Below are 19,991 nucleotides of genomic sequence, written 5' to 3' on the forward strand. Positions count from 1 at the left end.
GACGGCCCGATTTTTCTATTTGGCATCATGAAAAATGATGCCAAGCGTATGCCGTGACCCGGCGCGCAGGCGGGAAACACCGTGTCGCATATTCACCCGGTACGTTCCGCGCGTGCCCGCCACAGGGCGATGGTGGACGGGGAAAATCACGGCATCGCCTTGCATCAGCGGCACGACCTCGGTGCGGGATTGCATACGCGGGCGCTGTTCGGTCAGAACAAATTCGCCGCCTTCAAAATCCGTTTCCGGGTCGCTTAGAAGGATCGCGACCTGCAAAGGAAACACGCAATCGCCGTAAACATCCTGATGCAGGCAATTATAATCCCCTGCCCCATAACGCAGCAAAAGCGGCGTCGGGCGGGTCTGCCCCACGTCATGGCATTGGGCAACAAACCGGGCGTGATCGCCGGGAAAGTGCCGCCCCACTCCCATCGCCCGGTTCCAGCGGTTGGCAATTTCGGCCAGTGGCGGATAAAGCGACTGCCGCAAACCCGCGATCACATCGGGCAAGGGATAGGCGAAATATTTGTATTCGCCGCGCCCGAAACCGTGCCGGGCCATATGGATATGGCTGCGAAAAGTTTCCGGCTCGTCATAACGCGCGATCAATGCCCGGCATGTGTCCTGATCAATCAGGTGTTCAAGGATCGCACAGCCATGGGCATCAAGTTCGCGGGCATGCTTTTCCCAATCAAACGATGCGATCCCGTCACGGGTCATCTTGTTCATTGCCCGGCCTCCCCGCTTTCAATATCCAGCAGGGTTTTCTTGCGCTCCACCCCCCAGCGATATCCCGAAAGATCGCCATCCTTGCGCACCACCCGGTGGCAGGGAATGGCAACCGCGATGCTGTTGGCACCACAGGCCTGCGCAACGGCACGGGTAGCACGCGGCGATCCGATCTTTTCGGCGATTTCCGCATAACTCGCCTTTGTCCCAGCCGGAATTTCCGAAAGCGCCTGCCAGACGCGTTGCTGAAAGGCCGTACCGCGAATATCAAGCGGCAGGTCGTGGCCAAGCTGCGGGGCTTCGACCAGACCGATGATCTGTGCCATCCAATCCTCGAACGCCGGGTCGCCGCCGATCAGATCCGCCTTGGGGAAGGCATCCTGCAACTGGCGCACCAGCGCATCGGGATCGTCGCCCAGAAGGATCGTGCAAATCCCCTTGGCGCTTGCCGCGCCAAGGATTGCGCCAAGCGCACATTGCCCCACCGCAAACCGGATTTTCTCGCCCTTGCCCCCCGCGCGATAGCTGCTTGGCGTCATGCCCAGCATCTTGTATGCGCGTTCATAAAACCGGCTGTTGGAATTGTAACCCGCGTCATAGATTGCCTCGGTCACGGTATTACTGCTGCGTAGTTCCTCGCGCACGCGACCGGCCCGGTGGGCGCCGGCATAGGCCTTTGGCGTTACACCGGTAACCGCTTTAAACACCCGGTGAAAGTGAAACCGGCTCATCCCGGCTTGTGTGGCCAGATCATCAAGACTTGGCATTTCTTCGGCATTACGGATGATTTCGCATGCCGTTTCCACGACATCCGCATTGCGTTCGGCAATCGATGCGGTGTTCGGACGGCACCGTTTGCACGGGCGGAAACCCGCCTGTTCGGCATCATCGCAACTGGCATGGAACGCGACATTTTCCCGGCGTGCCAGACGTGCACCACAGGATGGTCGGCAATAAACCCCGGTGGTTACGACCGAATAGTAAAATTGTCCATCAGCTTTACCATCGCGACTTGCCACGGCCTGCCACTTGTCCTCGTCACTGATCCAGCGGATCGCCTTGCTCAATTTCGTCTCCGTCAACATGGAATGGCTCCTTTATCAGAACACAAGGATGCCAGATGCATCCGTTTGACCGGCATTCTGATCGTCCATCCCGTGGGCCGCACTCCGTTCCTTGCTTTCAAATTCGCTACCTACGAAAAACCGTCAATTCCGCGAATTCAATGCCAATAACCGGAGTGCCCGTCCGCCTTGCCCGAACTAGCGTCTCCCCATCGGGCCATTATCACCACGATGGTCATCCTATCATGACACAGGAGATGGAAACATGTTCACACTGGACGGTAAAACCGCAATCATCACCGGGGCCAGTTCCGGCATCGGTCGCGCTATCGCCGAACTTTTTGCCCGGCAGGGTGCCAAACTTGTGCTGAATGCCAGACGTGCTGAATTGCTCGATGATATCATGGCCGATATCCGTGATGCCGGTGGTACGGCCATTTCAGTGCCGGGCTGTCTTACGGGCGAAGATGTATCAAGGCAACTGGTCGAGGCCGCCCTTGATCATTTCGGAAAGCTTGATATCGCGGTCAATAATGCCGGGATGGTCGGGGAGTCTGTTTCGATCCCCGATATGGCAACCGACGACTGGCATGAAATGATCGAAACCAACCTGACATCGGCATTTTTCGGGGCGAAATATCAATTGCCTGCGATGCTTGCCAATGGTGCAGGTTCGCTGATCCTGACATCAAGCTTTGTCGGCTATTCGGTCGGTATGCCCGGGATGGGCGCCTATGCCGCCAGCAAGGCGGGCATGATCGGATTGATGAAATCGCTGGCAGCCGAATACGGACCACAGGGCATTCGGGTCAATGCGCTTCTGCCCGGCGGAACAGATACCCCGGCCAGCATCACCAACAAACCCGGTGCCGGGCCGGAGGTCGAGCAGTTCGTCAACAGCCTGCATGCATTGAAACGTATGGCAAAACCGTCCGAAATGGCGCAGGCCGCCCTGTTTCTGGCGTCCGACGCGGCAAGCTTTGTGACGGGCGTGCCATTCCTTGCCGATGGCGGGGTTTCAATCAACCGGACCTGATGACGGGACGGGCCGGATGCATCGTGTCCGGTCCGTTTTCAGTTGCGCAAAAACTGCGTGATATCAACTTCATCGCACTGTCCGGGTTGCAGGTATTTACGTCCGTATTCGATGTAAACGCCCGACGACAGAAGCAATTCGAACAGATCATTGTCGATCTGCCCCTTGTCGCGCATGTCAGCCAGGATCGCGATGCATTCCGATAACATTTTGGGCCGTTTATAGGGACGGTCAACCGCAGTCAGGGCCTCGAATATATCGGCAATCACCATCACCTTTTCGAGGATGCCCATATCTTCGCCCAGCATACCGTTAGGATAGCCCGAACCATCCATCTTTTCATGATGGTTGCCTGCAATTGCGGGAATACGCTGCAATTCCTTGGGATAAGGTAATTGCGCCAGCATTTCCTGCGTCACCACCACATGGTCATTGATAACCTTTCGTTCCTCGGAGGTCAGGGTGCCGCGCGGAACCGAAAGGTTATAAAGCTCACCCCGGTTAAAGCCGAGATATGCGTGATCTGCACGATCATCAAGAAGCTTTTCAACACCGGGCTGGCTGAATTGCGCAAGATCGTCTTCGGTCAGGCGTTGATTTTCCGCCCATGAAAGCCCGATGGTACGATCAAAATAGCGCACCCATTCCTGCCCGCCGATGTCATGCAGGGCAAAGACCGCATCACTATCAAGCTCATCATCGCCAATGTTGCTATGCGCAACCATCGAAAACTGGCTTTCAAGTTCGGCGATCCGGGCACTGAAATCATCATCGCAAACTTGGGCATCCTCTCCCGCGAGCTTGCGCTTGAGCATCTCGATTTCAGCATCGCGCCTAAGGACTTCGAACCGGGTGCGGATTTCGTGAATGCGGTTATGGATGGTTTCAAGTTTGGTGGCCTTTTCGACAACATGATCGGGCGTTGTGATCTTGCCGCAGTCATGAAGCCACGCAGCAAGGTCAAGCTCGTACCATTCCATATCGGTCAGATAGAAATTGGAAAAAGTGCCCTGCTTTTCATCGACGGCCGCCTTGGCCAGCATGCGGGCAATGATCGGAACCTTTTCGCAATGATGGGCGGTATGGGGCGATTTGGCGTCAATCGCCTGCCCCAGCACGCGTACGAAACTTTCCATCAGATCGCGCTGCGCCATCAAAAGGCGGCTGTTTTCAAGTGCGACCGCCGCCTGGCTTGCCAGGGCATTGATGATCGGTTCGATCAACGGGTCAAAGGCAATGACATCGCCCGCATCGTCGCGCGCATTAATCAGCTGCAACACGCCGATCACAGTGCCGCGCGTATTTTTAAGCGGTACGGTCAGGAAGGATTTAGACCGATAACCGGTTTTGGCATCAAAGGCGCGCGTGCCGGAAAAATCGAACCCATCGGCGAAATACGCATCCTCGATATTGATCGCTTCACCGCTTAGCGCGACATAGGTTGCAATGTTTTTGTGATTGGGATTGCCGTCCGCATCATAAAGCGGCAGGGGTGGAAACGGCTTCTCGTGTTCTCGGCCCGACACGAAAAACGTATCAAGCGTATCGTTCATCAGAATGCGAAACTGAAGTTCCGTTTCATCCTTATTGACCAGATACAATGACCCGCCATCGGCATTGGTAAACTGCCGGGCTGCCATCAGGATTTTCTGATGAAGTTCCTCCCGACCCTGTTCTGCCGACAGGGCAATACCAAGATCCACCAGCTGCGCAAGATAACGCGCATCGGCCTCGGCGCCTCGGGCTGTGCGAGTCAGAGGATTTTTCAAATCATCCCCGATGCGGGTCATAAATACGTGCCATTATCTGTGTCCACTCGCGATCAGAACGGTTTGCCCGCGCTGGTTCTGGAATGTTCGTTTTACGAACTATATCCATCAGGAGATTGAGATAATCTTAGCAGATGGCAAGTTCCACACAGGTAAAAAGCGGTAATAAAGCCGTTATGCCCCCAAACAGGGTCCGCGATAGTAATGCGTTTGGCGCATGTTACACCATTGATGAAAGATCAAAACTGCCAATAGGCAGGAACCCAGGCATAGCCGACATCCGTCTTGAGCATTCGGCCAAGGCCCGGGAACGGATAATGGAAACCGAGAACAAGAAGCCGGTCAGTTGCCGCCATGTCAAAGATGCGCCGGCGAGAAGCAAGAGCCGCTTCCTTGTCACGATCCGGCCCCGGCAGCCATGATCGGTCGACATTAACGATCGGATGATAAGCAAGGTCGGCTGTAAGCAGGAGCTGGTCGTTCCCTGATTGAACGAGGAAGTTCGCCATGCCAGGAGTATGGCCCAATGCCGGAAGCGTGATCAGACCGGGTATAATCTCTTCTCCGGGTTCATACAATTCGATCCCGTTCGCAACAGGTTCGACGCTCCGCTTGATGGCCGCGGCAAAATTACGACGGAAATCCTCGGGCACCGGCATGTAGGAAAGATCCGGATCGTTGACGACAAAGAAATCCCAATCAGCACGAGGCGCAAAAACGGTCGCGCGTGGAAATGCCTTACGACCATCAGCTGTCCGAAGATTTCCGACATGATCCGGGTGCGTGTGGGAAACAACCACAATGTCGATATCCTCAGGCCTCAAACCGATTGCCGCCAAGTTATCAAACAGACGACCGCCCTGCGGTCCCATCGTCTGCCCGGCGCCCGCCTCAAGCAGTATCCGTCTGCTATTCGTTTCGATAAGAAGCGTATTGAGATTAAGTGTCAGGCGATCAGTCGGTAAAAAGGCTTGCCTGAGAACTTCCTCCAATTCTGCCTCCGGCGCGTTACTGGCGTAAATCCGGGGTGGACCACCGATCAGCCCGTCGCTCAACACGGTTGCAGATATGTCATCTCCGACACGAAACCGGTAATGGCCAACATTTCCGCCCGCATTCCCGTTTTGGAGCGGGGACGACGCGCCGGAAGCAGCCTGGGCAAAGGCCATACCGCCGGTTGGCAAGATCAGTCCAGCTGCTGCCGATGCGGCTGTCAGCATGATCTTTCTGCGATTCAATGTAATTCCGCTCATACTCATCATCCTGTCCAAATTGTGATTGCAGGTGTCGTATTTGATTGCAGCGTCGTCCGGCACGGCGTCTGTAGGCGATGCCTTTTCTAGGGATGACACAGATCGAGCGCACAGATAAGCTAACAAAAATGGATCAGCTTATTAAGCAGAGCTTTGCAATGAAATCGCTACGCCTTGATAGCCTGGAGATATTTGAGGACGTTGTGCGATGCGGTGGCTTCAGAGCTGCCGCGCTCGACAGGGGTGTCTCATCCTCTGCGATTAGCCAATCTGTCAATGTGCTTGAGGAAGCGTTGGGTATCCGGTTGCTGAACCGGACGACACGCAGCGTCTCGCCAACCGAAGCAGGCGAACGACTTCTTGAGCGACTTGGGCCTGCCCTTCACGACATCAGAACAGCGATCGACGATCTCAACCAGCTTCGGGAACACCCATCCGGTACTGTGCGGATCAATGCGCCGGGCCCGGCCGCCGACCATGTTCTGTGCCCTCTGGCCTTTGAATTCATGGAAATTTACCCCGACATCAATGTTGAAATCGTCAGCGAGGCTGCAATCATCGATATTGTCGAGCATGGTTTCGACGCCGGTGTGCGTTTCGGACATCAACTTGCCCAGGACATGATCGCGATGCCGCTGGGTCCCGCCTTACAATATGCAATTGTGGCCTCCCCCGATTATCTGCGCAGGAGGGGGCGCCCCGGTTCACCGGACGATCTTCTGGCGCATGATTGTATTCGCCGTCGTTTTCCCGGCGGAACCATGGTGACGTGGAAATTCACGAACAACGGGAATGAGGTCGAAATCACGCCGAAAGGCCGGTTGACGCTGAGTTCGGCGCATCAGGAGCGTCAGGCAGCCCTTGCAGGATCGGGCATCGCGCATCTGTTTGACGATTACGTCCGCAAAGATGTCAAACAGGGCAGACTTGTCGAATTGCTTTTCGATTGGAAGAAAAAGCTGCCGAGTTGGTATCTGTATTATCCGAACCGGCGCCATACGAGTGCGGCCATGCGTGCCTTTCTTGAATACATTCGCAATCGGAAATGGCCTGCAATCGGTGAATAATGTCCGGCAGGAAAATCCGGAAACGCCGCGCAACGGCCCCAAAAACACCGGCAAAGATGCCTCTGAACGCAAACAGCCTACGATGCAGGGTTGCCAATCGCAGCGATATGGACTATCCGACGCGTTGAAAGCGTGCCGGAACCAGCATCGCACTTCGCTGATCACGCAATCTGGTCATGACCCGGCACCCAACCATCCTGCCCGGAGGCGACTGCATGATCCCCCGTTATTCCCGTCCGCAGATGACATCAATCTGGGAACCGGCGAACAAATTCCGTATCTGGTTTGAAATCGAGGCACACGCTGCCGACAAACTGGCCGAGCTGGGCGTCATTCCGGCTGCCTCTGCCAAACTGGTCTGGGAAAAAGGCAACAAGCCTTATACCCAGGATCGTATTGACCGCATCGATGCTGTCGAAGCCGAAGTCAAACACGACGTGATCGCCTTCCTGACGGAACTGGCAGAACAGGTCGGTGAGGAAGCCCGTTTCGTTCATCAGGGCATGACCAGCTCCGACGTTCTCGATACCTGCTTTAACGTTCAGCTTGTTCAGGCAACCGACATCCTGCTTGAAGACATGGACAAGCTTCTGGCCGCGCTGAAAAAGCGCGCCTATGAAACCAAGGACATCGCCTGCATGGGGCGTTCGCACGGCATCCACGCGGAGCCGGTAACCTTTGGCCTGAAACTGGCAACCTTCTATGCCGAGTTTAAACGCAACCGCGACCGTCTGGTGGTCGCCCGCGAAGAGATCGCGACCTGTGCGATTTCCGGCGCTGTCGGCACATTCGCCAATATCGACCCGCAGGTCGAAGAACATGTTGCCGCCAAGCTTGGCCTGAAACCCGAACCGGTTTCAACCCAGGTCATCCCGCGCGACCGTCATGCCGCCTATTTCGCAGCCCTTGGTGTTATCGCATCCTCCATCGAGCATCTGGCAACTGAAATCCGCCACCTACAGCGCACCGAAGTCCGCGAAGTCGAGGAATTCTTCTCGAAGGGGCAGAAGGGTTCGTCGGCAATGCCGCACAAACGCAACCCGGTTCTGACCGAAAACCTGACCGGGCTTGCGCGTCTTGTCCGTTCGATGGCGATCCCGGCGATGGAAAACGTTGCCCTTTGGCATGAACGCGATATTTCGCATTCATCGGTCGAACGCAATATCGGCCCGGATGCGACCGTAACTCTCGACTTCGCGCTGATGCGCCTGACCAATGTGGTTGAAAACCTTGTCGTCTATCCGGAACGGATGGACGAAATCCTTAATCAGATGGGTGGTCTGGTCTTCTCGCAGCGCGTGCTCCTCACGCTGACGCAGCATGGCGTTTCGCGTGAAGATTCGTATCGCATCGTTCAGCGTAACGCGATGAAGGTCTGGAACCGCGAAGGCGATCTGCTGTCGCTTCTGAAAACCGACGCAGACGTTACCGCGAAGATCCCGATGGAAACGCTCGAAAGTCTGTTTGACCTTGGTTACCATACCAAGCATGTCGACACGATTTTCGCCCGTGTGTTTGCTGACTGACGGTAACACTGCACACTAAAATCAAAGCCCCGGTCAATTGGCCGGGGCTTTTCTGTTTACGTATTTTGCAACAGGGAAAGTTCCTGCGCCTCACCCAGCAGCCAGTCACGAAACAGCTTTACCTGACCGCGCAGTTCCCGGTTTTTCGGATGCACCAGATAATATCCCAATGGAACAACCTGAACCTGTTCGGGAAACAGATGGATCAGCTTGCCTTCCGTCACGTCCTCCTCCGCCAGTAACGGGTTGGCCATCACAACCCCCTGCCCGTGGATCGCGGCCTCGATCGCCATAGATGTCTGATCGATTTCAATGCGCTTGATTGCGGCAATCTCGCCCGGGTTCATCCGTGCAAACTGGCCCAGCCATTCTTCCCACCAGTCATGCAGAATGTCGTTTAACAAAGTCGCACGTACCAGATCGGCGGGGCGCTCAAACCCCATCCGATCGCGATAGGCGGGCGAGCAGAAGGCCGCCGCCTGCCCGCGATAGATCAGGACGGATTCAAGCTTTTCATCATTCCCGTCAAAATACCGCACGGCGATGTCGACCGGATCGCGATCAAAATCCGTGAATTGCACTGACGAGCCCACGTGAAGTGACGTTGACGGATAATCGATCAAAAACCGCGCCATGCGTTTGGAAAACCATTTCGCGGCGAAGCTTGGCGGCATGACCACACGCACCATGTGTTCACGCTGCCCGCGCAAATGCTGGCTGGCATCGTTAATCTGCTGCAGGGCGGGCGATATGCGCGCGGCATATTCAAGCCCGTCGGCGGTTGGTTTGACCTGCCGTACCGAACGGGCGAACAATTCCACACCCAGCCAATCTTCAAGCTTTCTGATCTGCTGCCCGACGGCACCGGGTGTTACGTTCAGTTCTTCCGCTGCACGAGAAAAACTATTCAGTCGAATGGAAGCCTCGAATGCACGCAAGGAATTCAGGGGTGGATATGAACTCATGATGCAGATTTTCTATCCCATGATCCAGATAACATGATTTGTACGCCATTCCAGCCAAACCTACAATCATGACATCATCCCCACGAAAGCTCCGGCCATGAAGAACAACGCATACCTCGTTTTCGGCTTTCTTGCCCTGTGCTGGGGCATGACCTTTTTGTTCAACAAAACGGCAAGCAGCCTGATATCGCCGATGCAGGTGGTGACGGTACGTGTGATCATGGGCTTTCTGCCGGTTCTGGCATTTGCGATGGCGCGCAAGGTGCTGCATTGGCAGCATCTGCGTTATGTGCACCATTTCATTGTCATGTCTCTTCTCGCGGCCACCGTTTATTACCTCGCCTTTGCCAAGGGCATCGCCCTTCTGCCATCCAGCGTTGCCGGAATGCTAAGCGGCGTGATCCCGATGTTTTCCTTTATCGCCGCGGCCATTTTCCTGCGCAGCGAACCGGTCAATATCCGTTCAATCAGCGGATTGCTGTTTGGCTTTGCCGGTGTCCTGATCATTGCCAAGCCTTGGGAAAGTGGCACGTCGGGCATCGATCTGATGGGTGTGGTTTACGTCGCCATCGGGTCGGGCTGTGTCGGGCTTTCGTTCGTCTATGTCCGCAAATTCCTGAGCCCCCTTGGCATTTCACCAATTGCACTTTGCACCTATCAGCTTGGCCTTTCTGCTTTAACGCTTCTGCTGATTTGCGACTTTTCCGGCATGAATGCGATCTTCACCAACTGGAAAATTGCCACCGGGCTATTCATCGGCCTTGGCATGTTTGGCACCGGCATTGCATATATGTGCTATTACTTTCTGATCGGGAAACTGGGCGCGGTCAAAACCGCCGGGGTCACCTATATCCCGCCGGTCATTGGCCTTCTGACCGGCAGTCTGATTTTGGGCGAACCGGTTTCCGCAACCGATATCGTTGCGACCGCCATGATCCTGTCGGGTGTTTTCATCATCCAGTCGGGCAGAACCCCGCCATCATCGACAAACACAACATCATCGAATGTCCGGGCACACAACCTGCCCGAACGTGCCTGAGACTCTCCGTCTCAAGGACTGCACCCCCGTGCTGATCGCGGGGGTGCTTTTTTATGGGATTATTTTGCCGATGCGGCTTTGATAAAGGCTGTGATCAGCGGATGATTTTCACCGCGCAGGGCGGATCGTTCCGGCTGAAAGGCTGTGCCGATAAAGAAACGATGATTGTGCAATTCCACCGAACGGGGATCGCCATCTGCATCCCATGCCCCAATCTGCAACGCCTGCCCTGCCAGCAGCCCCGCATAATCACGATTAAATCCATAACTGCACCGATAGGTTTCAATCAGATGATCCGATCCGCAATGAGCACGGATCAAACTGCCCGCAGCCAGATCAATCCCGGCATCCTGATCAATCAGCGCACAGGACAGCGGCGCAATCAGCGGCAATTCCGCATCCGGATCAATTTCGGCATTCGCAGCATTGGCAAGTCCCAGAACATTGCGTGCATATTCCAGAACCGCATGCTGATAACCGCCGCATGTGCCAAAAAACGCGATATCGTTCTCGCGCACAAACCGGATCGCGGCAAGCGCACCTTCAAGACTTTGATACGGACTTGCCGGAACACACCACATCCCGTCATAGCCAGACAGTATCGGCGCAGCCCCATCATCAAAACGCGGTGTTGCGATCCAGTCATATTCGACGGAAATGCTGATTTCGGCAGCCGCGATTTCAATGGCTCTGGGGATGGCCTGATGGGCGGTAACGGCGGGGTTGAAATCCCCAACAAGGGCAAGACGGGTGGTCATTTCAGTTCCTCGTTTCAGGTGACATTACGAGGGGAGCAACCCGAACCGCCAAAGAAAACGGCCCGTGAAATCACGAGCCGGGTTTCGAGCGTCAAACAGCGCTGCCTTTGATAAGCATACTACAACGTTCCGGTACGCGCCATATCTTCCAGTGCGATTTTTACCGCCTGCGCCCGGTTTGACACATGCAGTTTGCGGTAAATGTTTTTCAGGTGATATTTCACCGTGATTTCGCGCAGATCAAGGTGACGCGCAATATCCTTGTTCGGACGCCCTTCGGCCAGAAGCGCCAGAACTTCGCGTTCGCGCGGGGTAAGGCGGCTGAAATCACCTTCATTGCCAAAACCGCCAGCCATGCGCGGTTCGCCGTCACTACCACCGCCAAAACCATCACCCATATCGTTCAGGATTGAGGACGGCAGATATTTCTCGCCCGCCAGAACCAGTTGGATGGCATTGGCAAGTGCCTGCCCGCGCAATGTTTTGGGGATAAAGCCCTGTGCGCCATTTTCAATGGCATGGCGCACATCTTCGCTACGATAGGCCCCCGAAAGCAAAACAACCGAAGTTGTTTTCGCTGCTTTTTCAAGAGTGCGTTTAAGCCCCTCAAGCCCGTTCATGCCGGGCATCCGCAAATCCAGAAGCACCAGATCGAAATCGTTCTGTGCCTCGATATGCTCCAGTGCCGGGTCAAGCGCGCCTGCCTCGACCACTTCACAACCTTCGAAATATTGCTGGAACAGCAGTGATAATGCTTCACGAACCAGATCGTGATCGTCTGCCAACAGGATACGCAAAGCCTTTGCCCTTCTCTACCTGACCCACAACCATGCCCGAACATTAACAAGCAAAACAACGCGTGGCTGCAACCAGAAATCTTTCTTGATCCAGGGACAGAATACGAAACCGGCTAATGGTTTGCAAATCCGAACTTTTTCTTATTTCTGCAAAGCAACTATTCCTCGAGCAGCTCGGCACGTGCAAGCGGGCGCAATTCTTCGAGTTTGCGGTTTACCTCGCTGACCGTCATATCGATATTATGCCGTCCGAAATCGGCCAGAAGCACGGATATGATACCGTTTTCCTGCGGATTGCTGACAACATCGCCGACGATTTTGGCCGCATAGGAACGACTTTCCGCCTCGCTCATTCCCATTTTATCGCCCGCCCAGGTCGCCAGCATTTTGTAAAGATGGGCTTCGATCCGGAAATTCTGTTCCAGATCAAAGCTGTATTTCGCCTCGAAACCGCGTTCACGATCCGTGAAATTGGACATGTTTTGGCTCCTCCATCCGGTTTGTTTTTGATCGGGACGTTTTCCCTCGTCCTTTATCTATGGACTCTATCACACCATGTCACCGGCCCGCCCCGATACTTTTGAATTTGACAAATGCCGATCCATGTCGCTTTGATCTGGGTCATGTGTACAGTTATCATTCTGCGCCGCCCCGACCATGAATGGCCGGTGATTATCGGCGCCAATCGCGACGAAATGAACAACCGCCCGTGGAAGGCCCCGGCCCGCCATTGGGAGGACCGCCCTGATGTTATCGCCGGAATGGATGAAACCGCCGGCGGCACGTGGCTTGGCATCAACGAGGATGGCGTGGTGGCCGCCGTGCTTAATCGCTATGGCACGCTGGGTCCGGCCGATGACAAACGATCGCGCGGTGAATTGCCCCTCGAAGCGCTTGATCATGCCGACGCCATTGACGCAGCCCAGGCACTGGCCGAGCTTGACGGCACGGCATATCGCCCGTTCAACATGGTGATTGCCGATAATCGGGATGCCTATTGGCTGGCCAATCGCGGCGAAGGCAAAATCGAAATCACCGACATCCCCGAGGGATTGTCGATGATCACCGCCCATGATCTGAATGACAAAGCCAACAGCGAACGCACCAAACGCAACCTTCCGCGTTTCATCAGCGCCCCGCCGCCCAACCCCGAAGCCGATGACTGGTTTGCATGGCAGGCCCTTCTGGCTGATACCGGCATGATGGAACCTGATCCGGCACATCATGACATTCGTGCCGATGCCATGCTGGTGCGCAGCAATATCGGCTTTGAGACGATCTGTTCGTCCCTGATCGGGCTTCCCGCCATTCCGACTCAGAAAAACGAACTGCCGCGCCGCCCTGTCTGGCTGTTTGCCAACGGCCAGCCCGACAGCGTCCCCTTCCTCCCGGTCGAGATTTAGGCAGTCCGCCCGTTTCACCCCCGTAACGCCCGGTTTTCAGGGGGCTTTTCCGTCGTAGCCTTCCGCAGGTTCGACGGTTGCAAAATCCTATTATCAAGTCTGCGTAAATAGACCTACACGGCAATTGAGTTTCTGCGCCAGCACTGCTATACGGGGGGCGCGTTTTTCAGGGTGCTCGGGGACACTCCCCGCAAGCAAAGATGTGAAAGATCCCGCCAATGTCCAGAAAGCAGCCCATCTACGAGGGTAAAGCCAAGGTTTTGTACGAAGGTACCGAACCCGGAACCATCATCCAGTATTTCAAGGACGATGCCACGGCGTTCAACGCACAGAAGCGCGGCACCATTGCCGGCAAGGGCGTCCTGAACAACATGATCACCGAATTCGTCATGACCCGTCTGGCGGAAATCGGCATCCCGACGCATTTCATTCGCCGCATCAATATGCGCGAACAGCTTTGCAAGAAATGCGAAATCGTTCCAATCGAAGTCGTGGTGCGCAATATTGTCGCCGGTTCGATGGCCAAACGTCTTGGCCTTGAAGAAGGCGAACGTCTGCCGCGCCCGATCGTCGAATTTTATTACAAAGACGACGCGCTTGGTGATCCGCTGGTTTCTGACGAGCATATCCTTGCCCTTGGCTGGGCAAGTGCCGAAGAGCTCGAGGAAATCGTTGGCATGACCCTTCGCGTCAATGATTACCTCTGCGGCCTGATGCGCGGCATCGGGATCAAGCTGGTCGATTTCAAACTTGAATTCGGACGCGTCTGGGAAGGCGATTTCATGCATCTGGTTCTGGCCGATGAATTCAGCCCGGACAACTGCCGCCTCTGGGATGCCGTGACCAACGAAAAGATGGACAAGGACCGCTTCCGCCGCGATCTTGGCGGGGTCGAGGAAGCCTATCAGGAAGTGGCGCGCCGTCTCGGTGTCCTGCCTGAGTCCGCGGACATAGAATCGCTGAACAAAGACAAATAATCCCAAGGCCGCGCTTGCGCGGCCTTTTCTTATCGACGCCGGAACCGTCGGAACCGGTACATTATTGTTTGCAAACAAGTATCGCCGTATGGCGAGTGCGCACTCAAAGGAGCTTCTCGTGAAAGCACGTGTCCATGTCACCCTGAAGAACGGTGTTCTTGACCCGCAGGGTAAAGCCGTTCACCACGCCCTGCAGGGTCTTGGTTTTGCCGGTGTCAACGATGTCCGCCAGGGCAAGTTCATCGAACTCGAACTGGATGGCAGCGACGTCGAAAAGGCACGCGCCGAGGTCAAGGAAATGTGCGAGAAGCTTCTCGCCAATACCGTGATCGAAGATTACAGCATCGAGCTGGCCTAACTGCCCGGACGGGGCTTTGCCGTTGCAGGGCCTTTGTCTATCGCGATCAAGTAACGGATATTAATCGAGAGACGGTATTTCATGAAATCCGCTGTCATCCTCTTCCCCGGCATCAACCGGGAGAATGACGCCATTGCGGCCCTTGAACAGGCCACCGGCACCAAACCGACCGTGGTTTGGCATGGCGAAACCGAACTGCCAAAAACCGACATCATTATGGTTCCGGGCGGTTTTTCCTATGGCGACTATCTGCGTTGCGGCGCCATGGCTGCCAAATCGCCGATCATGCGTGCGGTTGCCGAACGCGCGAAGGCCGGTGTGACCATCCTTGGCGTCTGTAACGGTTTCCAGATTCTGACAGAAGCAGGCCTGCTGCCCGGTGCGCTGATGCGCAATGCCAGCCTGAAATTCATCTGTAAGAACACCCATCTGAAGATCGAAAACACCAATACGCGCTTCACCAACCAGTACAAAACCGGCGAGGTTGTCGATTATCCGGTGGCCCACCATGACGGCAACTTCTTTGCCGATAGCGAAACGCTTGACCGCCTCGAAGGCGAAGGTCGCGTTGTTCTGCGCTATTGCGATGCCAATGGTGTCGTTGATCCGGCAACCAACCTGAACGGGTCGCAGCGCAATATTGCCGGCATCATCAACAAGGCGGGCAACGTCCTTGGCATGATGCCCCACCCGGAAAATGCGATTGATCCGCTCCATGGTGGCACAGATGGCCGCAATCTGTTCAAAAGCTTGGTGGAGGCAGCATCGTGAGTGCTAACGATTTCAACACCCCGATCACGCCGGAACTGGTCAAGGAACACGGCCTGAACGAGGAAGAGTATAAACTCGTCCTCGAAATCATGGGCCGTGAGCCCAACATCAACGAACTTGGCATTTTCTCGGTCATGTGGTCGGAGCATTGCTCTTACAAATCATCGAAAAAATGGCTCAAAACCCTTCCGACCAAGGCTGACTGGGTCATTCAGGGACCGGGTGAAAATGCCGGTGTCATCGACATTGGCGATGGGCAGGCCGCCGTCTTCAAGATGGAAAGCCACAACCACCCCTCCTTTATCGAACCCTATCAGGGTGCGGCAACCGGCGTTGGCGGCATTATGCGCGATGTCTTCACCATGGGTGCCCGGCCGGTCGCAAACCTCAATGCACTGCGCTTTGGCGAGCCGGATCATCCGAAAACCCGCCACCTGCTCAGCGGTGTCGTCGAAGGTATTGGCGGTTACGGCAACTGCATGGGTGTGCCGACCATCGGTGGGGAAACCAATTTCCACGCATCGTATAACGGCAATATCCTGGTCAATGCGATGACCGTGGGTCTGGCCGACGCCGACAACATCTTCTATTCCGCAGCAGCCGGTATCGGAAACCCGGTTGTCTATGTCGGTTCGAAAACCGGCCGTGACGGTATCCATGGCGCAACCATGGCCTCGGCCGAGTTTGATGATGACAGCGATGAAAAACGTCCTACCGTTCAGGTCGGCGATCCGTTCACCGAAAAGCTTCTGCTCGAAGCCTGCCTTGAACTGATGGCAACCGACATGATCGTCGCCATTCAGGATATGGGTGCGGCCGGTCTGACCTCGTCCTCGTTCGAAATGGCGTCCAAGGGCGGCGTTGGTGTCGAACTGTGGCTTGATAAAGTCCCGATGCGCGAAGAAGGCATGACCCCCTACGAACTGATGCTTTCAGAATCGCAGGAACGCATGCTGATGGTCCTGAAACCCGGTTGCGAAGACGCCGCCAAGGCGATCTTTGACAAATGGGAACTCGACTTTGCCGTCATCGGTATCCTGACCGACACCAAACGCATGGTTCTTAAATGGCATGGCGAGGTTGCCGGTGATCTTCCGATCGATCCGCTGGCCGAAGCATCGCCGGAATACGACCGTCCATGGGAACCGACCCCGAAGCAGGATCGTATCGATCCGGCAAGCATTTCGGGCAAGGTCAGCCATATCGATGCGCTGAAAACCCTGATTGCGTCCCCGGACCTCGCGTCGCGTCGCTGGATCTGGGAACAGTATGACCATCTGGTCATGGGCAACACGATTGTCCGTCCGGGGGGTGATGCCGGTGTCGTACGCGTTTCGGGCACGAACAAGGGCATTGCAGCCACCACAGATTGCACCCCGCGCTATGTCATGGCCGATCCGGTCGAAGGTGGCAAACAGGCCGTTGCCGAAGCATATCGCAACCTGGTTGCCACCGGTGCCAAGCCGCTTGCGATCACGGATAACATGAACTTCGGTAACCCGGAACGCCCGCGCATCATGGGTCAGTTCGTTGGTGCCTGTCAGGGCATTGCCGAGGCTTGCATTGCGCTCGACTTCCCGGTCGTTTCGGGCAACGTGTCGCTTTACAACGAAACCAATGGCGTCGGCATTATGCCAACGCCCGCAATCGGTGGCGTTGGGGTGATTTCCGATCTGGGTCATCATGCCACCATCGGCATCAAACGCGATGACAGTGCGCTGATCATGATTGGTGCCGCGACCGGTGAACTTGGCCAGTCGCTGTATCTCAAAACCATCGAAGGCCGCGAAGAAGGCGCCCCGCCACCGGTCGATCTGAATGCGGAAAAACGCGCCGGTATGCTGGTGCGTGAACTGATCGAGCTTGGTCTGGTCCGTACCTGCCACGATATCGCCGATGGCGGTCTTCTGGTCGCGGTTGCCGAGATGTGCCTTGCGGGCAATATCGGTGCCGATCTGCACCTGCCTGAGTCCGGCAGCGAAGTCGCATGGCTGTTTGGCGAGGATCAGGGCCGCTACGTGATCGCCACCCGCGATCCGGACAAGGTCCTGAACGCGGCGGGCAGCGCCAACGTCGCCGCGGTCATCATCGGTCAGGCCGGTAGCGATGCGGTTACCATCGATGGTGGTGCCAAAGTATCCCTTGCCGAGCTGCGCGACCTGAACGAAGGCTGGATGCCGTCCTATATGGCAGAAGCCGTTCAGTAAACCGCCCAAACCACAAACCAAAACCCCGCCAGAGAAATCCGGCGGGGTTTTGTGTTTTGACCCGGTCCGGCTCAATTTAAGGCAAGCCTGCCGCCAGTTCCCCCAAAATAGCCGCCGTTTGGGCGTCGGCTGGTAACAGAGTTTCAATAGCAAGTTCTGACAATGTGACTTCGACCGGGGTACCAAAGACCGTGGTTGTGCTGACAAAGCGCAATTTACCGGCATCACTTTGCAAAACCAGCGGCACGACAAGCCCGGTCAGTTCTCCTGCCCTGTCAGCAATATCGATTTCCGTCACCTTCTCGGGGGCTCGGTAACGGCTGGCTTCGTCATAAAGGCCGCGGAGTTTCGCATCTGCCGTCACAGCAATCTGGCGGCGCATCCGGTCCAGCAGATGATCACGCCATTCTGTATAATTGACCACCCGGGGAGCCAACCCGTTCGGATGCAGACTCAGCCGCAAGATATTGACCGGCGGTTTGAGAAATTCCGGGTCAACCCCGCCAAGCAATAAGGGCACGATCCGGTTTGCCGCCACCATGTTCCAGTGCCGGTCCAACGCCAGTGCCGGATAAGGTTCGTGTGCGGTCAGTATTCTTTCCACCGCCATCCGGATGGCTGCCGATTGGTCCGTGCCAAAATCATGTTCAGCATAAATCGGCGCAAATCCGCCGGCAATCAGCATCGTATTGCGTTCACGCAGCGGTACATCCAGACATTCGGAAAGATGCAACACCATGTCGCGACTGGGTCTGGCCCGCCCGGTTTCAAGGAAACTCAGATGCCGGGACGATATCTCCGCCTCGCTTGCAAGGTCAAGCTGGCTCATGCGGCGCTGTTTGCGCCAGACCTTAAGCACAGTGCCAAACGGGTCGGGTTTCAGTTCGTTCATCGGATCACCGTCTTGTTGTTAACCCAATCCTAGCATCAAACGAAAACCGCAAACATTACCTGTCAGGTAATCGTATCCCTTCCCGATCTTGGGCATGGTTGGCAGACCAAAACAACCCAACCAATCGAAAGGTCGATATGATGACAGTCAAAGCGTCCCATAAAATGCTTAGAACGGTTTTGATGTTTGATGCGGCAACCTGTTTTGCTTTTGGCTTGCTGCTGTGCCTTGGCGCAGGGCCCCTTACCAGCCTCTTTGGGCTGCCGACCGACCTGCTTTTGTTTGCTGGGCTTATCCTGTTTCCCTGCGCGGTTTTGATGTTTGTCGTAGCAAAGCAGCCCAATCCCAGTCTGGCTCTTGTCTGGTTGATCATACTGGGCAATCTCGGCTGGGTTCTGGGTAGCATCGCGATACTGATCCTGCCGATTGGTGCCCCGACGGCCATCGGATATGGCTTTGTCATCTTGCAAGCACTAGGCGTGCTTGGCATCGCGACCTTTGAATATCGCACAATCGCGCGGCATTCCTTGTCGCCTGCCGCCTGAACCCCCATGTCTTGTGGTGGGAGCAGAAGCATCATCAGGGGACAGAATGACATTTTTGGCCAGGTTCCTCGCCACATCTCTTTTCGTCGTCGGCATGGCCGTTCTGGCCTTGATGCCCGCGACGAGAAGCCATGCCGAAACCATTTATGTCGACGAGGCAAACCCGCCCTTCATGTATCGTGCCGGGGATAAGGCAACAGGTATCTATCCTGCGATGATCCAGGCGATTTTTCTTCATGCCGGGATTGATGTCGATATTGTCGCGGTACCATGGAAACGCGCGATTGAAAATCTCGATGCCAACAAGGGCGGCGTTGCCGGAATATACAAGAATCTCGAACGCCAGAAAAAATATTACTTCTCCGACCCGATCCATGTTGAACGGCTGATGCTTTATCACCACCGCGATATTGCCCCCAAACCGGACGAAATTGAAGATCTGCGCGGCCAGACCGTTGGCGTCATTCGCGGATGGAGCTATGGGGATCAGATCGATGACGCACGCAAACGCGGCGTATTTACCGCATCCGAAGCATCCGGAGATGAACAGAACTTTCAGATGCTGTCGCTAGGCCGGGTTGATAGCCTGATTGCCATTCAGGAGGCTGGCGATGTATGGATCAAGCGGTTGAAGCTAGACGAGAAGATTACCCGCGGTGAGGAGCCCGTGCGTGAGAATACGACCTATATCGTATTCAACCGCGCCTCATCTGCCATTTCGATGATGACCGTAATCAATCGTTCGATCGAAGAGTTGCGCGAAAACGGCACCCTGCAACGCATCACCGAGGATGTGTTGCAGGGTGCAAGCAATTACTGATCGAAAGCGAGCGAC

General features: G+C 55.6%; 20 protein-coding genes. 11 read left to right on the forward strand and 9 right to left on the reverse strand.

All coding sequences use genetic code 11. The features are described 5' to 3' along the window. Positions 1-15: 15 nt before the first annotated feature. Positions 16-729, reverse strand: a complete 714-nt coding sequence (locus tag J7395_RS00485) for a 2OG-Fe(II) oxygenase (RefSeq protein ID WP_209220204.1) — start codon at positions 727-729, stop codon at positions 16-18. Beyond that, entirely contained in the window at positions 726-1,814 is a 1,089-nt protein-coding gene (gene ada, locus J7395_RS00490; RefSeq protein WP_209220205.1) for a bifunctional DNA-binding transcriptional regulator/O6-methylguanine-DNA methyltransferase Ada, read from the reverse strand. Before ada ends, J7395_RS00485 begins: the two co-directional genes overlap by 4 nt. Positions 1,815-2,058: 244 nt before the next feature. On the opposite strand from ada, the gene J7395_RS00495 reads away from it, so the two are divergent. After that, a complete protein-coding gene (locus J7395_RS00495) occupies positions 2,059-2,829 on the forward strand; it encodes an SDR family oxidoreductase (RefSeq protein WP_209220206.1) in 771 nt (256 codons plus the stop codon). A 38-nt stretch (positions 2,830-2,867) separates the two neighbouring features. On the opposite strand, the gene J7395_RS00500 is transcribed toward J7395_RS00495, so the two are convergent. After that, positions 2,868-4,598, reverse strand: coding sequence for an HD domain-containing phosphohydrolase (locus tag J7395_RS00500; RefSeq protein ID WP_348541194.1), 1,731 nt, complete (start codon positions 4,596-4,598; stop codon positions 2,868-2,870). 239 nt (positions 4,599-4,837) lie between these two features. Continuing rightward, entirely contained in the window at positions 4,838-5,914 is a 1,077-nt protein-coding gene (locus J7395_RS00505) for an MBL fold metallo-hydrolase (protein WP_348541195.1), read from the reverse strand. A gap of 29 nt (positions 5,915-5,943) precedes the next feature. Between J7395_RS00505 and J7395_RS00510 the strand changes: the two genes are divergently transcribed. Next, a complete protein-coding gene (locus J7395_RS00510) occupies positions 5,944-6,918 on the forward strand; it encodes a LysR family transcriptional regulator (protein ID WP_247741910.1) in 975 nt (324 codons plus the stop codon). 215 nt (positions 6,919-7,133) lie between these two features. Next, complete coding sequence (gene purB / locus J7395_RS00515; RefSeq protein ID WP_062953346.1) at positions 7,134-8,444, forward strand: adenylosuccinate lyase; 1,311 nt, start codon at positions 7,134-7,136, stop codon at positions 8,442-8,444. Positions 8,445-8,500: 56 nt separating this feature from the next. Here purB and J7395_RS00520 read toward each other — a convergent pair whose 3' ends face one another. After that, positions 8,501-9,409 (reverse strand): LysR substrate-binding domain-containing protein, encoded by a 909-nt coding sequence (locus J7395_RS00520; protein ID WP_209220208.1) that lies wholly within the window; start codon positions 9,407-9,409, stop codon positions 8,501-8,503. Between the two features lie 97 nt (positions 9,410-9,506). Here J7395_RS00520 and J7395_RS00525 point away from each other — a divergent pair, with 97 nt between their 5' ends. After that, positions 9,507-10,448 carry a DMT family transporter gene (locus J7395_RS00525; protein WP_209220209.1) on the forward strand — a complete coding sequence of 314 codons (942 nt, stop codon included), beginning with the start codon at positions 9,507-9,509 and terminating at the stop codon, positions 10,446-10,448. A 59-nt stretch (positions 10,449-10,507) separates the two neighbouring features. On the opposite strand, the gene J7395_RS00530 is transcribed toward J7395_RS00525, so the two are convergent. The 3 genes from J7395_RS00530 to J7395_RS00540 form a co-directional block, all read right to left on the reverse strand. Further along, a complete protein-coding gene (locus J7395_RS00530) occupies positions 10,508-11,206 on the reverse strand; it encodes a hypothetical protein (protein WP_209220210.1) in 699 nt (232 codons plus the stop codon). Positions 11,207-11,325: 119 nt separating this feature from the next. Continuing rightward, a complete protein-coding gene (locus tag J7395_RS00535) occupies positions 11,326-12,003 on the reverse strand; it encodes a response regulator transcription factor (protein WP_062953342.1) in 678 nt (225 codons plus the stop codon). 158 nt (positions 12,004-12,161) lie between these two features. After that, complete coding sequence (locus J7395_RS00540; protein WP_062953341.1) at positions 12,162-12,482, reverse strand: DUF1476 domain-containing protein; 321 nt, start codon at positions 12,480-12,482, stop codon at positions 12,162-12,164. 144 nt (positions 12,483-12,626) lie between these two features. On the opposite strand from J7395_RS00540, the gene J7395_RS00545 reads away from it, so the two are divergent. The 5 genes from J7395_RS00545 to purL all read left to right on the forward strand — a co-directional run bounded on the left by J7395_RS00545 (position 12,627) and on the right by purL (position 17,719). Next, positions 12,627-13,406: an NRDE family protein gene (locus J7395_RS00545; RefSeq protein WP_170954186.1), complete on the forward strand. Its 780-nt coding sequence runs from the start codon at positions 12,627-12,629 to the stop codon at positions 13,404-13,406. A 218-nt stretch (positions 13,407-13,624) separates the two neighbouring features. Beyond that, positions 13,625-14,383: a phosphoribosylaminoimidazolesuccinocarboxamide synthase gene (gene purC, locus J7395_RS00550; RefSeq protein ID WP_007092029.1), complete on the forward strand. Its 759-nt coding sequence runs from the start codon at positions 13,625-13,627 to the stop codon at positions 14,381-14,383. Between the two features lie 118 nt (positions 14,384-14,501). Continuing rightward, positions 14,502-14,741 carry a phosphoribosylformylglycinamidine synthase subunit PurS gene (gene purS / locus J7395_RS00555; RefSeq protein WP_007092030.1) on the forward strand — a complete coding sequence of 80 codons (240 nt, stop codon included), beginning with the start codon at positions 14,502-14,504 and terminating at the stop codon, positions 14,739-14,741. 81 nt (positions 14,742-14,822) lie between these two features. After that, positions 14,823-15,512 carry a phosphoribosylformylglycinamidine synthase subunit PurQ gene (gene purQ, locus J7395_RS00560; protein ID WP_062953340.1) on the forward strand — a complete coding sequence of 230 codons (690 nt, stop codon included), beginning with the start codon at positions 14,823-14,825 and terminating at the stop codon, positions 15,510-15,512. Further along, on the forward strand, positions 15,509-17,719 hold the full coding sequence (gene purL, locus J7395_RS00565; RefSeq protein ID WP_209220211.1) for a phosphoribosylformylglycinamidine synthase subunit PurL: 2,211 nt from the start codon (positions 15,509-15,511) through the stop codon (positions 17,717-17,719). Before purQ ends, purL begins: the two co-directional genes overlap by 4 nt. 76 nt (positions 17,720-17,795) lie before the next feature. Here the strand turns inward: purL and J7395_RS00570 are convergent, their stop codons facing one another. Next, positions 17,796-18,611, reverse strand: coding sequence for a helix-turn-helix transcriptional regulator (locus J7395_RS00570; protein WP_209220212.1), 816 nt, complete (start codon positions 18,609-18,611; stop codon positions 17,796-17,798). 137 nt (positions 18,612-18,748) lie between these two features. On the opposite strand from J7395_RS00570, the gene J7395_RS00575 reads away from it, so the two are divergent. Both J7395_RS00575 and J7395_RS00580 read left to right on the forward strand, forming a co-directional pair. Continuing rightward, entirely contained in the window at positions 18,749-19,156 is a 408-nt protein-coding gene (locus tag J7395_RS00575; RefSeq protein ID WP_209220213.1) for a hypothetical protein, read from the forward strand. A 46-nt stretch (positions 19,157-19,202) separates the two neighbouring features. Next, positions 19,203-19,976 carry a transporter substrate-binding domain-containing protein gene (locus J7395_RS00580; protein WP_209220214.1) on the forward strand — a complete coding sequence of 258 codons (774 nt, stop codon included), beginning with the start codon at positions 19,203-19,205 and terminating at the stop codon, positions 19,974-19,976. The last annotated feature ends 15 nt before the right edge of the window (positions 19,977-19,991 follow it).

Origin of the sequence: Thalassospira sp. A3_1, from assembly GCF_017744215.1 — a bacterium.
Lineage (GTDB): Bacteria > Pseudomonadota > Alphaproteobacteria > Rhodospirillales > Thalassospiraceae > Thalassospira > Thalassospira lucentensis_A.

Bases quoted from the DNA above. Each gene is read 5' to 3' on its own strand.
- J7395_RS00485 (WP_209220204.1), bottom strand. From the start codon at position 729: ATGAACAAGATGACCCGTGACGGGATCGCATCGTTTGATTGGGAAAAG.
- ada (WP_209220205.1), bottom strand. From the start codon at position 1,814: ATGTTGACGGAGACGAAATTGAGCAAGGCGATCCGCTGGATCAGTGAC.
- J7395_RS00495 (WP_209220206.1), top strand. From the start codon at position 2,059: ATGTTCACACTGGACGGTAAAACCGCAATCATCACCGGGGCCAGTTCC.
- J7395_RS00510 (WP_247741910.1), top strand. From the start codon at position 5,944: ATGACACAGATCGAGCGCACAGATAAGCTAACAAAAATGGATCAGCTT.
- purB (WP_062953346.1), top strand. From the start codon at position 7,134: ATGATCCCCCGTTATTCCCGTCCGCAGATGACATCAATCTGGGAACCG.
- J7395_RS00520 (WP_209220208.1), bottom strand. From the start codon at position 9,409: ATGAGTTCATATCCACCCCTGAATTCCTTGCGTGCATTCGAGGCTTCC.
- J7395_RS00525 (WP_209220209.1), top strand. From the start codon at position 9,507: ATGAAGAACAACGCATACCTCGTTTTCGGCTTTCTTGCCCTGTGCTGG.
- J7395_RS00530 (WP_209220210.1), bottom strand. From the start codon at position 11,206: ATGACCACCCGTCTTGCCCTTGTTGGGGATTTCAACCCCGCCGTTACC.
- J7395_RS00540 (WP_062953341.1), bottom strand. From the start codon at position 12,482: ATGTCCAATTTCACGGATCGTGAACGCGGTTTCGAGGCGAAATACAGC.
- J7395_RS00545 (WP_170954186.1), top strand. From the start codon at position 12,627: ATGTGTACAGTTATCATTCTGCGCCGCCCCGACCATGAATGGCCGGTG.
- purC (WP_007092029.1), top strand. From the start codon at position 13,625: ATGTCCAGAAAGCAGCCCATCTACGAGGGTAAAGCCAAGGTTTTGTAC.
- purQ (WP_062953340.1), top strand. From the start codon at position 14,823: ATGAAATCCGCTGTCATCCTCTTCCCCGGCATCAACCGGGAGAATGAC.
- J7395_RS00570 (WP_209220212.1), bottom strand. From the start codon at position 18,611: ATGAACGAACTGAAACCCGACCCGTTTGGCACTGTGCTTAAGGTCTGG.
- J7395_RS00575 (WP_209220213.1), top strand. From the start codon at position 18,749: ATGATGACAGTCAAAGCGTCCCATAAAATGCTTAGAACGGTTTTGATG.
- J7395_RS00580 (WP_209220214.1), top strand. From the start codon at position 19,203: ATGACATTTTTGGCCAGGTTCCTCGCCACATCTCTTTTCGTCGTCGGC.